At 39.5% G+C, this 14,928-nt stretch carries 10 protein-coding genes and 1 pseudogene; 7 read left to right on the forward strand and 4 right to left on the reverse strand.

From position 1 onward, the window contains the following. The first annotated feature begins 86 nt into the window (after positions 1-86). Positions 87-1,883: a translation elongation factor 4 gene (lepA, locus tag C8P64_RS04955; protein WP_108170915.1), complete on the forward strand. Its 1,797-nt coding sequence runs from the start codon at positions 87-89 to the stop codon at positions 1,881-1,883. Between the two features lie 39 nt (positions 1,884-1,922). On the opposite strand, the gene C8P64_RS04960 is transcribed toward lepA, so the two are convergent. Next, positions 1,923-2,282, reverse strand: a complete 360-nt coding sequence (locus C8P64_RS04960) for a four helix bundle protein (RefSeq protein WP_108170916.1) — start codon at positions 2,280-2,282, stop codon at positions 1,923-1,925. Positions 2,283-2,458: 176 nt separating this feature from the next. Here C8P64_RS04960 and C8P64_RS04965 point away from each other — a divergent pair, with 176 nt between their 5' ends. Then, positions 2,459-3,223, forward strand: coding sequence for a YebC/PmpR family DNA-binding transcriptional regulator (locus C8P64_RS04965; protein WP_108170917.1), 765 nt, complete (start codon positions 2,459-2,461; stop codon positions 3,221-3,223). Here the strand turns inward: C8P64_RS04965 and C8P64_RS04970 are convergent. Beyond that, positions 3,220-5,088, reverse strand: a pseudogene (locus C8P64_RS04970) (cation:proton antiporter). The gene C8P64_RS04965 and the pseudogene C8P64_RS04970 overlap by 4 nt on opposite strands. A gap of 165 nt (positions 5,089-5,253) precedes the next feature. Between C8P64_RS04970 and C8P64_RS04975 the strand changes: the two are divergent. From C8P64_RS04975 to C8P64_RS04985, 3 genes are read left to right on the forward strand one after another with little or no spacing between them, the layout of a single operon-like run. Then, positions 5,254-6,117, forward strand: coding sequence for an MBL fold metallo-hydrolase (locus C8P64_RS04975; RefSeq protein WP_108170918.1), 864 nt, complete (start codon positions 5,254-5,256; stop codon positions 6,115-6,117). Between the two features lie 8 nt (positions 6,118-6,125). Next, positions 6,126-7,811 carry a S8 family peptidase gene (locus tag C8P64_RS04980; RefSeq protein WP_108170919.1) on the forward strand — a complete coding sequence of 562 codons (1,686 nt, stop codon included), beginning with the start codon at positions 6,126-6,128 and terminating at the stop codon, positions 7,809-7,811. A 2-nt stretch (positions 7,812-7,813) separates the two neighbouring features. Then, entirely contained in the window at positions 7,814-9,703 is a 1,890-nt protein-coding gene (locus C8P64_RS04985) for a M1 family metallopeptidase (RefSeq protein WP_108170920.1), read from the forward strand. Between the two features lie 36 nt (positions 9,704-9,739). Here C8P64_RS04985 and C8P64_RS04990 read toward each other — a convergent pair whose 3' ends face one another. Both C8P64_RS04990 and C8P64_RS04995 read right to left on the reverse strand, forming a co-directional pair. Beyond that, entirely contained in the window at positions 9,740-10,942 is a 1,203-nt protein-coding gene (locus tag C8P64_RS04990) for a succinylglutamate desuccinylase/aspartoacylase family protein (RefSeq protein ID WP_108170921.1), read from the reverse strand. Beyond that, positions 10,939-12,795 carry a glutamate-cysteine ligase family protein gene (locus tag C8P64_RS04995; RefSeq protein WP_108170922.1) on the reverse strand — a complete coding sequence of 619 codons (1,857 nt, stop codon included), beginning with the start codon at positions 12,793-12,795 and terminating at the stop codon, positions 10,939-10,941. Before C8P64_RS04995 ends, C8P64_RS04990 begins: the two co-directional genes overlap by 4 nt. A gap of 117 nt (positions 12,796-12,912) precedes the next feature. Here C8P64_RS04995 and rnpA point away from each other — a divergent pair, with 117 nt between their 5' ends. Further along, positions 12,913-13,281, forward strand: coding sequence for a ribonuclease P protein component (gene rnpA / locus C8P64_RS05000; protein WP_108171288.1), 369 nt, complete (start codon positions 12,913-12,915; stop codon positions 13,279-13,281). A gap of 5 nt (positions 13,282-13,286) precedes the next feature. Beyond that, a complete protein-coding gene (locus C8P64_RS05005) occupies positions 13,287-14,921 on the forward strand; it encodes a S41 family peptidase (RefSeq protein ID WP_108170923.1) in 1,635 nt (544 codons plus the stop codon). Positions 14,922-14,928 lie beyond the last annotated feature (7 nt).

Below are 14,928 nucleotides of genomic sequence, written 5' to 3' on the forward strand. Positions count from 1 at the left end.
CAGAAAATAGAGTAGGCTTAGAAATATTCTCTGAAGACATACAAATAAACTATATTTGCAGACTTAATTAGTTAGGAAATCAGGAGATGAAGAACATTCGGAACTTTTGCATAATTGCGCATATTGATCACGGGAAAAGTACACTGGCAGATCGATTACTGGACTTTACCGGTGCGGTAACCGAAAGGGAAAAGCAGGAACAACTTCTGGACAGTATGGATCTGGAACGTGAACGCGGGATCACCATTAAAAGTCACGCGATACAAATGGATTACGTCCATGAGGGGGAAGAATATGTTTTGAATCTAATCGACACACCCGGTCACGTTGACTTTTCTTATGAGGTTTCAAGGTCGATCGCCGCTTGTGAAGGCGCACTACTAGTGGTAGATGCAGCACAGAGCATTCAGGCCCAGACCATTTCTAACTTATACCTTGCTCTTGAAAACGACCTGGAAATCATTCCGGTTTTAAATAAAGTAGACCTTCCCAGCGCGAATCCTGAAGAAGTTACCGATGATATCGTAGACCTTTTAGGTTGTGATCCTTCCGAAGTAATTCCGGCTAGTGCCAAGACAGGTCTTGGAATTAAAGAGATCCTTGATGCGATCATCAGTCGTATTCCTGCTCCAAGCGGAAAAGTTGATGCCCCATTAAGAGCGCTAATTTTTGATTCGGTTTATAATCCTTTTAGAGGAGTTGAGACCTATTTCAGGGTGATCAACGGTTCCATTAAAAAAGGGGAAAAGATCAAGTTCGTTGCTACAGATAAGACCTATGATGCGGATGAAGTAGGAACCCTTCGTTTAAAACAATTTCCGCGTAAAGAGATAAAAACAGGTGATGTTGGATATTTGATCACCGGTATTAAAGATGCCCGCGAAGTAAAAGTAGGGGATACCATTACCAGTGCTATAAACCCAACTACCGAGGCTGTTGCCGGTTTCGAGGATGTAAAACCAATGGTTTTCGCAGGTATATATCCTGTAGATACAGAAGATTACGAGGAATTGAGAGCCTCTATGGAGAAACTTCAGTTGAACGATGCCTCTTTGGTGTTCACTCCTGAAAGTTCTGCTGCTCTTGGTTTTGGTTTCCGTTGTGGATTCCTTGGAATGCTGCATCTGGAGATCATCCAGGAAAGACTGGAGCGTGAGTTCGATATGACCGTAATTACTACGGTTCCTAACGTATCTTATTATGCGTATACCAATAAGAATCCGAATGATATCATTCTTGTAAATAACCCATCAGATCTTCCTGAGCCTTCGACTTTGAACAGGGTAGAAGAGCCATTCATTAAGGCTACGATCATTACAAAATCTGATTATGTTGGGAACGTAATGTCGCTTTGTATTGAAAAAAGGGGAGAGATCACCAACCAGACATATCTTACTACAGAGAGAGTAGAACTTACTTTCGACATGCCACTGGCCGAGATCGTATTTGATTTCTATGACAGGCTTAAAACGGTTTCCCGTGGGTACGCCTCTTTTGATTACTCGCCTATTGGAATGAGAGAATCTAAATTGGTAAAAGTAGATGTACTGCTTAACGCCAATAAAGTAGATGCTCTTTCAGCGTTATTACACGTAGATAATGCTTACGATATTGGTAAGAAAATGTGTGAAAAGCTGAAGGAACTTATACCAAGGCAACAGTTTGATATTCCAATTCAGGCTGCGATCGGTGCGAAGATCATCGCCAGGGAAACAGTAAAAGCACTTCGTAAAGATGTTACTGCGAAATGTTATGGAGGAGATATCTCACGTAAGAGAAAACTACTTGAAAAGCAGAAAAAAGGTAAGAAGCGTATGCGCCAGGTAGGGAACGTAGAGATCCCACAGGAAGCATTTATGGCGGTTCTTAAGCTGAACGATTAATTGTAGTTCGGAGTTTTTAGTTCAGAGTTCGTAGATAGATTATTCTCTTAAAAGATATTTTTTGAGACCCGATATCATTTTTGATATCTCCGTCAAATTTAAACGCATTTGTGTTTGATCTTCAGCACTTATATATTTCTGTCTCTCTGCAATAGTTATACAAACAATACATTCATTTAAGGAATTTGAAGCAATTACGAGATATCTGTTAAATTCCTTCTTGGTACCCCCAGAGCCTTCAGCAATATTCAAGGCAATGGAAGAAGCTGCTCTTCTTAGTTGAGAAGTTAATCCATATAATTCTTCCTTGGGGAAATCTTTCGTTTTGAAATATACTAAATCGGTAAATAATATTGATTTATTATAAACCTCGAGTTTTTCAAAATTGAAATATTCCATAATATATATAGATTAAAGAACCCATTCTTACGTTCTTTATAACCAATATACTTCTTAACCCATCAACTTTCAGTTAGTTAGGTTTATATTTTAAGTCTCCCTATAGTTTTTTTAAATTTGTTTTTCAAAAGAATCGGAAATTCTCCGAACTACGAACTATAAACTTATTTCTAAAAATGGCCGGACACAGTAAATGGGCGAATATAAAGCACAGAAAAGGAGCACAGGACAAGAAGAGAGCTAAGCAATTCACCAGGGCGATAAAAGAAATCACCGTGGCGGTTAAAGAAGGTGGAGGACCAGACCCTGAGGCGAATCCAGGTCTTAGAAATGCTATACAGAATGCGAAAGGGGTTAACATGCCCAAGGATACCATTGAACGCGCAATAAAAAAGGCGAGTGGGGCAGATGCAGATAATTATGAGACGGTAACTTTTGAGGGATACGGTCCAAACGGGATTGCCATTTTCGTGGAATGTACCACAGACAATACAAATCGTACGGTAGCTTCGGTCAGGTCTATATTTTCCAAGAACGGAGGTAGCCTTGGAACCAATGGCTCCTTGGAATTCCTGTTCGACAAAAAAGGTGTTTTCGTTATCGAAAAAGAGAAGATCGAAATGGACCTGGAAGAATTCGAACTGGAATTGATCGAAGGAGGAGCTTCGAAATTTGAAAAAGAAGACGATTACCTTACCGTCTATACAGATTTCACCGACTTTGGAAGCATGTCTTCAAAACTGGAGGAACTCAACATAGAACCTAAGAATTCTGAAGTTCAGCGTATTCCTTTGAATACTTTAGAATTACCGGTAGAAGATGCTATTAAGATCCTTAACCTGGTTGAAAAGTTCGAGGATGACGATGATGTGCAAAACGTATATCACAACCTCGAAATCACCGATGAACTTATCGAAGAAATGGAAAAAGAGCAGGCCTAATCCTGCTCTATATTCTCTTCAATATTTTCTTTTTCCTCGCTATCTCCCGGCTCTATTTGTTTACCTAGATAGACCATCAGGTATCCTTCTTCAATCTCTACCTCGGTACTATTAGATGGGATAATACTCAATTCCCCTTCATTGTTCTTTACAAAAAGCGGGATAATATCGGGATCGGTTTTGCTTATCTCTATCAACCCGTCGTAATGTTCCTTGGAATTAAGCTCTATTTCGTGAATAGAAGGGTATTTACGGGCAAGATTGGTCAGTTTAATATAATCATCTGTCTGGGAGAATAAACCTTCCTTAGGATTGTTTTCAGGATCATACATCTCATCTGAAGAAACAACTCTAAAAGATCCATTTTCACCAAAATGTTTTCTGAACTTTTCGATAGCATTCAGGTTTACTTCGGTGTTCCCGGTCATAGCCATCAAATAACCAACATCACTCAATTCTATATTATTAATAAGATCATCTGAATAAACGTTTTCCTGGATGGCATCCAGCCCCAGTTCACGGGCCTTTCTGATATTTGCTCCGTTACTATCTACCAGTACGACATGCCTTTTGTTCTTCTTCAGGTAAGAGGCTATTAACCTGGATATGGTTGAAGCTCCAATAATAAGAATCCCCTGTTAGTTCTTTAAAAATACTCCTACCAGCTGAGCAAATAATCTCGCCGTAGTAGCATTCAGCAATACCGTTCCCAGCACGATCATAAATACCAGGGGAGTAATATATTCAGCTCCTTCAACTCCCTGGCTGGCGAGTTCCAGTCCAAAAAGTGAAGCAATACCCGCGGCTACAATACCTCGAGGTCCTACCCAGCTAATGAATAATTTTTCGTTGATCTTCAGAGAAGAGCCAATACTACTAACAAAAACCCCTAAAGGTCTTATCACCAGTACTACGGCTCCAAATAAGATCAAGGCTTTAATATCATAAACCAGCAAGAGGTCTTCCACGTTGATATTTGCCGCCAGTAAAATGAATAATATCGAGATCAATAATACACTCAGGGATTCCTTGAAATAAAGCAGCTCCTTAAGGTTAGGAAGGTTGATATTACCCATCACCATTCCCATAACTACCACGGCTAAAAGTCCACTTTCATGGGCAAAAAGATCGGCAAGTACAAATACTCCTAAAACAGTTGCCAGCGTAAGTACATTCAGCAAATAATGCGGAATTACATTCTTCTTGATGGCAAAGGCCAGGGCATGGGCAAAAGTAAACCCGAAAGTAAATCCGAAAAGCACGATCTTCCCGAATTCCATAAGAGCAGTTTCGGTGAACTCTGTTCCCGTACCTGCACTAATAAATTCGAACATCAATACCGCTACCAGGGCTCCAATTGGATCTATCAGGATCCCTTCCCATTTTAAGATCGCTGAAATATCCTTTTTCAATGGGATATTCCGGAGAATAGGGGTAATTACGGTTGGTCCGGTAACAATAATAAGAGCAGCGAATAAGAAACTTATCTGCCAGCTAAGATCAAATATAAAATGTGCGGCGATACCAGCACCTACAAAGGTTACGATCACCGCGATAGTAATTAGTTTAAGAATAACGGGGCCTACGTTCAATATTTCCCCCTTGCGCAGGGTAAGACCTCCTTCGAACAGGATGATCCCAATGGCCAGAGACACAAAATAGAATAAACTGTCACCGGGAAATAATCCCGATTCACCATCCCAAATAGGCTCTATCAATTTGGATCCGTCTGCGGTATAAAATGTAGATATAGGTCCAACGGCAAGGCCTATAAGTATTAAAGGCAGAATTGCCGGAATTTTAAATCTCCACGCCAACCATTGAGCCAGTATACCCAAAATCACTATTCCTGCTAATTCTATCATGCGTTTTAAATTTACTTATAAAAGCTAAAAATATTAAAAATGTTTAACTCTGAAAGCTTAATATATAAAGGCTTTCTATAATGTCATCCTGTTAAATGAAGTGAAAATAATTCGAAAAGGCTTTAACTTTTTCTATTTTGCGGGGAATTTGTAAAAAAATAAACCATGACACTATATCCCATTGAAGCAGGAAATTTTAAACTGGACGGGGGAGCTATGTTCGGCGTGGTCCCTAAGAGCCTCTGGAACAGGACTAATCCTGCAGATGCTAACAATATGATAGATATCGCTGCCAGGTGTCTTTTAATTGAAGATGGCGACCGGCTAATGCTCATAGATACCGGCATGGGAGACAAGCAAAGCGAGAAATTCTTCAGCTATTATTATTTATGGGGCGATGATAATATCGATAAGTCTTTAAAAAAGCATGGTTTTCACCGTGATGATATTACCGATGTGTTCATGACCCATCTTCATTTTGACCATTGTGGCGGTAGCATCCAATGGAACAAGGACAGGACAGGCTACGAACCGGCATTTAAAAATGCGCGTTTCTGGAGTAACGAAGAACATTGGAAATGGGCCACAGAACCTAACGACCGCGAAAAGGCCTCCTTTCTGAAGGAAAATATTATTCCTATGCAGCAAAGTGGAAAATTACATTTTATTGATAGAGAAGAAGATAAAAGCTTTTCTACCTATAAAGAACTGGGCTTTGGCGTATTATTTGTAGATGGACATACAGATAAACAAATGATCCCGCATATCGATTATAAAGGGAAAAAGCTTGTTTTTATGGCAGATCTGCTTCCAACTGCAGGTCACATTCCTTTACCCTATGTAATGGGATACGATACGCGACCTTTGCTAACGCTTCCAGAAAAGAAGAACTTTCTGGAAACGGCTGCAGATGAAAATTACTATTTGTTCTTAGAGCATGATGCTCATAATGAAATAATAACCCTAAAACACACTGAGAAAGGAGTGAGGCTTGATAAAACCCACACTTTCAACGAAATCTTTAACTAAAATAAGACATGAAGATACCTTTTTTTAAACCATTTCTATCCCTACTTGCTGCCGGTATCATTACCGGATGTAGCAGTACCGCACCTAAAATAGTTTCTACGCCGGTAAAGAATATCGATTCTATCCCTTTAAAAGTTAGAGATCTTAGTGATGCACAGTTAAAGACCTGGACCAATGCAGATCTTTTAACCGACACCATTCCGGGAATGAGCGTGGATAAGGCATATGCTGAAATCATTAAGAAGAACAGGCCTTCCCCGGTGATCGTTGGAGTTATTGATAGCGGTGTAGACATTGATCATGAAGATCTTCAAGGCGTTATCTGGACTAACACAGACGAGATACCAGGTAACGGAAAGGATGATGATAACAACGGTTATATAGACGACATTCATGGATGGAATTTCCTGGGTGACGCAGTCGCAGAAAATATGGAGTATACCCGTATTTATAAAAGACTGAAACCAAAATTTGAGGGTAAATCTGAAAGCAGTATAAGTACGGCAGATCGTGAAGAATACAACACCTATAAAGCTGCCAAAGCAGAATATGAAAAAGAGTATAACGAATCTGTACAAACCCGTGATCAATACCTTCAGATCAAAGAGCAGATCACTACCGCGCATAATGCCGTTTCAGCGAAATTAGGAACTGAGGATTACACCAAGCAGCAACTTTCAGATTTTAAACCAGAGACTCAGCAGATGAGTCAGTACAAATCTATACTTTCCCAGATCCAGTATAACGTGAACGAGAATATTCCGGAAGCATTAAAGGAATTGAATGAAGCCATAGATTATTATAAAGACAGACTTTCTACCCATTTTAATCTGGAGCTTGATGGCCGTGCGGTTACTGGTGACGATCCATATGATATCACTGATACCGATTATGGAAACAATGAAGTTTCTGGACCAGAGCCAGATAAGGAGCATGTGAAGCACGGTACCCACGTTGCCGGGATCATCGCGGCAGATCGTTCTAACGATATTGGACTTAAAGGTGTTTCCAGCAACGCCAGAATAATGGTGGTTAGAGCAGTACCAGATGGAGATGAGTATGACAAGGATATCGCTCTTGGAATTAGATATGCTGTAGATAATGGCGCAAAAGTGATCAATACCAGTTTTGGTAAATACTTTTCTACCAATCCGGAATGGGTGATAGATGCCATAAAATATGCTGCTGAAAATGATGTATTAATCGTGAATGCAGCAGGTAATGAAGGGCTTGACCTTGATTCTAACAGGGTTTATCCGAATGACCAGGATCCTACTAGCACTACAGAGTTTGCAGATAATTTCCTTACCGTTGGAGCCTTAAATTATGAGTATGGTTCTGGACTTGTAGCAGAATTCTCTAATTACGGAAAAACCAACGTAGATGTTTTCGCACCAGGAACCAAAATATGGTCTACAACCCCTAATAACGAATATGAGTACCTACAGGGAACTTCAATGGCTTCACCGGCCGTTGCAGGTATTGCCGCAATTATCAGAGGTTATTATCCGCAACTTAGCGCCGCTCAGGTAAAGCAGGTTATTATGGATAGCGGTCTTACTACCAATGCTACAGTTATCGTTGGAGGTGATAGAAGCAATACCAAAAAATTCGAAAGTTTGTCCACTTCAGGAAAGATGGCCAACTTATATAACGCATTAATCTTAGCCGACCAAATCTCTAAAAACAATTAAAAATGAATAAGATACTTTTTAGTTTTTTATTAATTACTACAGGCCTTTTACAGGCTCAGAATAATACCTCTTACTGGCAACAGCATGTAGATTACACCATGGAGGTAGACATGAATGTTGAGAATTTCAAATATACCGGAACCCAGGAACTGGTTTATACCAATAATTCTCCAGATACCCTGAACAGGGTTTTCTATCACCTGTTTTTTAATGCCTTCCAGCCAGATAGCGAAATGAATGCCCGCTTGGAAAGTGTGCCAGATCCAGACAGTAGAATGACCATGAATAAAGGAACTAAGGAAAATCCTGAGATCGTAAGCAGGATCACCGGTCTTTCTCCTGAACAACAGGGATACCTTAGAGTGAATTCCCTTACCCAGGATGGGAAAGAACTTCAATATGAAGAAGTAGGAACAGTACTGGAAGTAGAGCTTGCCAAGCCAATTCTACCTGGTGAAAAGACCACCTTTAATATGAATTTTGAAGGTCAGGTGCCAGAGCAGATAAGGAGATCTGGTAGAAACAGTTCTGAAGGTGTAGCTCTTTCCATGAGCCAGTGGTACCCTAAATTAGCTGAATATGATTTTCAGGGATGGCATGCAGATCCATATATCGCTCGTGAATTTCACGGAGTTTGGGGAGATTTCGATGTAAAGATCACTATTGATGATGAATACACCTTAGGTAGTACCGGATATCTTCAGAATCCACAGGAAATAGGCCATGGTTATGAAAAAGAGGGTACAAAAGTAAAATCCAAAGGAGACAAACATACCTGGCATTTCGTTGCTCCTAAGGTGCATGATTTCACCTGGGCTGCAGATCCAGACTATATACATGATAAACTGGTAGCAGAAGATGGCACCGTGCTTCATTTCCTTTACAAGGATAACGATGAGATCAAGGATAACTGGAAGAAACTTCAGCCTAAAACTGCCGAATTACTTGCATACTTCAATGAACATATAGGCCCTTATCCATGGGATCAATATTCTGTGGTTCAGGGTGGAGATGGCGGAATGGAGTACGCGATGCTAACCCTTATTACCGGGGAACGTTCTTTTGAAAGCCTGGTAGGAGTAACCGCTCACGAGATGGCTCACGCCTGGTTCCAGCATCTGCTTGCTACCAATGAAAGTAAACATGAATGGATGGATGAAGGTTTCACTTCTTATATCTCTTCTGAAGCTGAAAATGTAGTTCTTGGTAAGAATGCCGAAAATCCACATACTGGATCATACAGAGGCTATGGATACCTGGCAAATTCAGGTAAGGAACAGCCACAAACAACTCATGCAGATCGTTATGCCATGAATGCATTATATGGTGCTGCGGCTTATTCTAAGGGCGCTGTGTTCCTTGCTCAGTTAGGTTATGTTATAGGAGAGGAAAACCTGGCAAAAACCCTTAATCGCTATTATGACGAATGGAAATTCAAACATCCAACTCCAAACGATTTTATTAGAATTGCTGAAAAGGTTTCCGGAGCTGAACTTGACTGGTATTTAACCGACTGGACACAGACTACCAATACGATAGATTACGCGATCAATTCTGTAGAAGGGGATGGAGAAAACACAAAGATTATTTTACAGAGAAAAGGAGCTATGCCTATGCCTGTAGATGTTGATGTTACTTATACCGATGGTTCTAAAGAAACGTTCTACATTCCATTGCAGATGATGCGTTGGGAAAAACCAGCTGCAGCCGGACAGAATAGAACTGTTGAAAAAGACTGGGCCTGGGCATTTCCTGGTTACCAGTTAGAAATTCCTGTAACAAAAGATAAGATCTCTGTGATAGAAATTGACGAATCCAAGTTAATGGCAGATGTAGACCGTTCAAATAATAAATGGAGCGATTCAGATAATACTTCAGATTCAAGTAATTAATATTTGAACACTTAATTTTTTAAAAAGCCCTTTCTGTCATGAAAGGGCTTTTTTATACCATTTAAGTTCCCTATAAAGCTCCATTTTTGAAACCCGGTCACGGCTGCTAACCTTTATATGATCAGGTCCTGTTTCCCTGCTCCTGTAACCCAGCAAATGGAAAATTTGTTTCGCCAGGAACCTCGCTATTTTCAAATTAATCAATAGGGCAGACCTGTTAGAATTCTCCCAGGAAACACCGGGTAGTAGCACCAGAACATGATCGGCATTGATCTTTCTTAAATAAGCTGATAATCGCAAAAAGAAAGGTTCAATTTTTCTGATGAGGTAATAACCATCCTCACCTTTTTTCTGATACAGTGGCATGAACATGGTTGCCTTCCGCGAAAGGTAGATATCCCTTTCATCGCTCGTTGCCAGTAAGGTTCCTTTTTCTACCTTTTCAAAACTTACAAAACCCGGTTTCATCTTAAAATGTTCGTTCTTCATGATATTATATCTGTAGATGATCTCGTATATTTTTCTATTATTTTCAGCCGCTTTGGCCAGTTTTAAAGATTCCTTTTCCACCTGGTCACTGAGTTTCAATATTCCCGAAAAATGCAGTGCCATTCTTATAAAAGATTCCGCATTATAAACAGCTTCTTTAGAGGTATGCTGGCCAGATTCAAAACCAAGAGAAACAAAACCAAGATTATTGATATAGCTTAAAAGGGGTCCTTCAAGGTATTCTTCGATCCCAAGGATCACGGGAACGGGAAAAAGTTTTGAAAACCTGCGGTTTATGAGACTGTCATTTATGGTTATAAAAGGCAGGGTATCACTGGAAGTTGTATGCAGGTCTATAAAGTAAAGTGGAGTTTTATTTTCTGAAATTATCTCCTGGATGATCCCGAACAATTCCTCCTGTTCAAGATCTTCAGCATATAATTCTTTCTCAAAAGATCTTTTTTCTATCCTGGCAGAAGTCCACATCCTGTTAAGATCACAATCCAGATATCTCTTGTTTTTAGAGAGTGCTTTCAAATTCCCTGATATGGCATAAACACTCCCCTGAAGCATTTTTGGATCTATTTCACTTAAAACCTTCTCCAAAGCAATCATTCCAGCCGGTTCATTACCATGTATCCCGGCAAAGAAGATCAAAACGGGACCAGTTCTTTCGCTTTTAAGAACTTTTAAAAACCTCCTTTTTTTCAGATCTTCTATGGTGACTTCCTTTTGAAATTCCGGGGTCATATGTTCAGGTCATTCTTAGTTAGTATGGCGATAAGTTTATTTCTATTTATCACAGGAAGGCAACCTATTTTATTATTTTTCATAAGCTCTACAGCCTCATTTAAAGGCTGGTCCTGTGTGGTGGTGATAAGGTCTTTCTTCATTACATCCTGTACGTAAAGCTGCTGGCTATCTCCGTTTCCTACATATTTTTCGATATCACTCCAGCTCAATAATCCAATGATCATTTTTTTTGAATTGATCACGGGCATATGATGTATATTATTCCAGAGCATCATATTAATCACCAGTTGCAGGCTATCTTTTGGATCAACAGAATAGATGTTGGTGTTCATGTTATGTTTAACGATACGCTGAATATGGAAGTGGGTAGAAATATCGGACTCTAAGATCCTCCAATCACTAACTGGTAGATCCTTTTTTTGATTCTCATAGATATAGGAAGTCAATACCTGCATGGCTTCCAGAGGTTTTTTCTTTTCCTGAAGACTTCTAAAGCTTTTAACGGTCCACTCGGCACCATTCCAGGTCTCTAATCTCTTTTCTATTACGTTCAGATATTTATCTATATCTGCTTCTAAAATGTGGCATTTTTCCAGTCCTTTTCTTGCAATGGGGAGTAACTCCTTCAAAAGAAGCTGTTTTGCGGTAATTTGCCTGCCATTCCAGGTAAATACCGAATCGAGACCCGTACGACCGGCTTTATAAAAATTCGCTCTTACATTCCTGAAATCTTCCCTTTCATGAATATTCCTGAATTCTTCCGGCTGTCCCATCATTAACCCTATCCACAAAGCCATATTTGCGATCTCATCTAAAACGCTAGGTCCTGCTGGAATATACCTGCATTCTATACGTACATGAGGCTTTCCACCCCCAACACCATAACATACCCTGTTCCACCTGTAGACAGTGCCATTATGAAGATTAAGTGCTTTTAACTTAGGAATTTTGCCCTGTTCTAACTGGCTCATATTGTCTTCATCAAAATCTGAAGTTAACAGACTTCTAAACCTGGAGATATTGTCTTTAAAAATATCTGTAATCCCTTTTGTTTCCCAGTGCGATCCAAAACTTACCCTGGCTTGCTTTTCATTCAGCACAAAGGAATTGGCCCGGGTATCTGTACTTTGATTAAAAAGGGCAATTCGGGTCTCAGACCAAAGTTCCTTTCCAAAGAGAATAGGGGAGTTAACACATACGCTTAGAACTGGACCAGCGATCGCCTGTGCCCAGTTATATTTATCTATGAACTCGTCTGGGTTGATCTGCAGATGCATTTGAAAACTCGTATTGCAGGCCTCCAACATAACCGAATCATGCATAAGATTGAGTTCATCTACTCCCTTGATATGTATCCAGAAATCCTGTTGTCTAGATCTTTTTATAGCATCGTTCAGCGCAAAATATCTCGGCTTTTCGGTCATATATTCTTCTGAAATATGCCTTAGACGCAGGGTAGGTAAGATGCCGGTTAAAATGATACGGGAATCGTGCTTATTAGCAATTACTTCAGCTTTCTTTAAATAGGAATTCAGCGTTTTGTGCAGCCTGGAAAAACAATCTGAAGTCAGTTCTAATGGGTCAAGATTAAGTTCCAGGTTATACCGTCCAATTTCGGTCGTGAAATGATCATCATCGAGATCCTCCAGAATGTCGAGCGAATTATTTACCGGTAAGAAATAATTGTTGATGAGGCAAAATTCCTGTTCTGCCCCAATTCTTATAGGCGATTTCTCTATGAGATCATTTTCAATTAAATGATCTAAAGCCTGCAGATCTTTAATGAGGTGATTTACAAAGCTTGCCCTATCCTTTTTTCTATTTAAAACAGAAACTTCTAAATTTCCCATATCCTAAGAATGAACATACAATTAATTGAAATTCAGCATATCATACTATGATCACTGTCATATTTGAATTATTTTAATTAATTGTGGAATTGCTACTTTTACCGCATGTTAAGTAAGATGGACCAAGGATTCGGAAAGAAAGACCGTTTAAAAAGCAAAAAACTTATAGATAAGTTATTTGTGGAAGGAAAAAGTATCAAATCCTATCCTTTAAAACTGGTGTATACCTCTTTTGAAAGTTCAGAATTACCTGGACTTAAGACCGGAGTTTCTGTTCCTAAGAAACTCGTGAAGACCGCGGTTAAACGAAATAGAATTAAAAGATTGATGCGGGAAGTTTTCAGAAAAAATAAGTATCTTGTTACAAGTGATTTATCTACTTCCCAGGCCTTCATGTTCATTTATATTTCCCGAGACGAAATAACCTACGAAAAACTAGAAGAGAACATGATAAGAATTCTGAAGAAATTCAGTGAAAAAAATTGAAAAAAATGAAAAAGCGCATCATCAAAATCATCATCCTTCCGGTTGTTCTGATCGGAATTTTCATTGGTACCGTAAGTTTTAAATCAGACTTTTTTGAGATCGCCAAACAGATAGAGATCTTCACCACGCTTTTCAAGGAGATCAACATGAACTACGTTGATGAAACGAATCCTGCGGCACTTATGGATACTGCCATTAAATCCATGCTTACAGATCTGGATCCTTATACCAATTACTGGAACGAACAGGATGTTGAGGCAGCCAGGATCAATAGCGCGGGGGAATATACCGGTATTGGAGCACTGGTAAAAACAGGGCCCGAGGCTATCACCGTAGTGGAGACTTATAAAGATTATCCTGCCGATAAAGCCGGTTTAAAAGCGGGAGATGAGATAATTAAAATCGGAAATATCAATGTAGTAGATTTTAAAGAAGATGCGGGAGAATTGCTTAATGGCGCTCCAGAAAGTAATATAGATATCACTTACCGCCGCCAGGGAGAAATCAAGACCACTTCCCTAAAAAGAAGTTCGGTAGAGCTGAATGCTGTTCCATTTTATAAATTATTAGAAGATAAATCTGGATATATCGTGCTTTCAAGGTTCAACGCAAAAGCTTCTACAGAAGTCGCCAGAGCTTTAAAAGACCTTAAAAACCAGGGTGCAGATAAGATCATTTTAGACCTAAGGGGTAACCCGGGTGGATTGCTTAACGAAGCTATAAACGTTAGTAATATTTTTATTCCTGAAGGTGAGCTTATTGTTACCACCAAATCTGTTATCGAAAAATATAACCGGGAATATTTTACCAAGAAGGAACCTATAGATACAAAAATTCCACTGGTGGTGCTTGTTGATGGTAGAAGTGCTTCTGCCAGTGAGATCGTGGCCGGGGCCATGCAGGACCTGGACAGGGGAGTGATCGTGGGAGCAAGAAGTTTTGGAAAAGGACTGGTACAGAGACCACGTGAACTTGCTTATGGAACACAGTTAAAAATTACCATTTCCAGGTATTATACGCCAAGCGGAAGATGTATACAGGCACTGGATTACCGCAGAAGAACTGAAGATGGTAAAGCGATAAGAACCAAGGTTGAAGATTATAATGAGTTCAAGACCAAGAATGGTAGAAAAGTTTATGATGGTGGAGGAGTGCTTCCAGATATAAAAATGGAATCCTCACAATTCAGTAATATCACCCAGTCATTGCTCTTTCAGGATGCTATTTTTAATTACGCGACAGATTATTATTATTCCCACGAGCTTAAAAAACCCGATAATTTTAATTTTACCGATGAAGATTTTGAGGATTTTAAAAGCTACCTGAAATCTTCAAATTTTGAATATCAAACCGCGACAGAAAGGGAATTGAACGAGATGATGGATAAAGCGGAAGATGAAGAATTAAAATCTGAGATCGCTCCTGAAGTTGAAAAGATAAGATCGCAGATCGCCTCTTTCAAACAGCAGGAACTGGAAGAAAAAAAGCCTGAGATCGTTAGTCTTTTAACCGATGAGATCATTAAAAGATATTTCTACAAAGAAGGTCTTTATGAATATTATACAGAGAATAATCCTGAGATTGCTAAAGCTCAGTTCATTCTGAAAAGCCCTGAAGAGTACGCTAAGATCTTGAAGTAATACCTGA

It is taken from the genome of Christiangramia gaetbulicola (assembly GCF_003054225.1).
GTDB lineage: Bacteria > Bacteroidota > Bacteroidia > Flavobacteriales > Flavobacteriaceae > Christiangramia > Christiangramia gaetbulicola.

What these genes read in the sequence shown, in the direction of transcription:
- C8P64_RS04965 (WP_108170917.1), top strand. Translation starts at nt 2,459, where the DNA reads ATGGCCGGACACAGTAAATGGGCGAATATAAAGCACAGAAAAGGAGCA.
- C8P64_RS04980 (WP_108170919.1), top strand. Translation starts at nt 6,126, where the DNA reads ATGAAGATACCTTTTTTTAAACCATTTCTATCCCTACTTGCTGCCGGT.
- C8P64_RS04985 (WP_108170920.1), top strand. Translation starts at nt 7,814, where the DNA reads ATGAATAAGATACTTTTTAGTTTTTTATTAATTACTACAGGCCTTTTA.
- C8P64_RS05005 (WP_108170923.1), top strand. Translation starts at nt 13,287, where the DNA reads ATGAAAAAGCGCATCATCAAAATCATCATCCTTCCGGTTGTTCTGATC.
- C8P64_RS04960 (WP_108170916.1), bottom strand. Translation starts at nt 2,282, where the DNA reads ATGGAATATTTCAATTTTGAAAAACTCGAGGTTTATAATAAATCAATA.
- rnpA (WP_108171288.1), top strand. Translation starts at nt 12,913, where the DNA reads ATGGACCAAGGATTCGGAAAGAAAGACCGTTTAAAAAGCAAAAAACTT.
- C8P64_RS04995 (WP_108170922.1), bottom strand. Translation starts at nt 12,795, where the DNA reads ATGGGAAATTTAGAAGTTTCTGTTTTAAATAGAAAAAAGGATAGGGCA.
- C8P64_RS04975 (WP_108170918.1), top strand. Translation starts at nt 5,254, where the DNA reads ATGACACTATATCCCATTGAAGCAGGAAATTTTAAACTGGACGGGGGA.
- C8P64_RS04990 (WP_108170921.1), bottom strand. Translation starts at nt 10,942, where the DNA reads ATGACCCCGGAATTTCAAAAGGAAGTCACCATAGAAGATCTGAAAAAA.
- lepA (WP_108170915.1), top strand. Translation starts at nt 87, where the DNA reads ATGAAGAACATTCGGAACTTTTGCATAATTGCGCATATTGATCACGGG.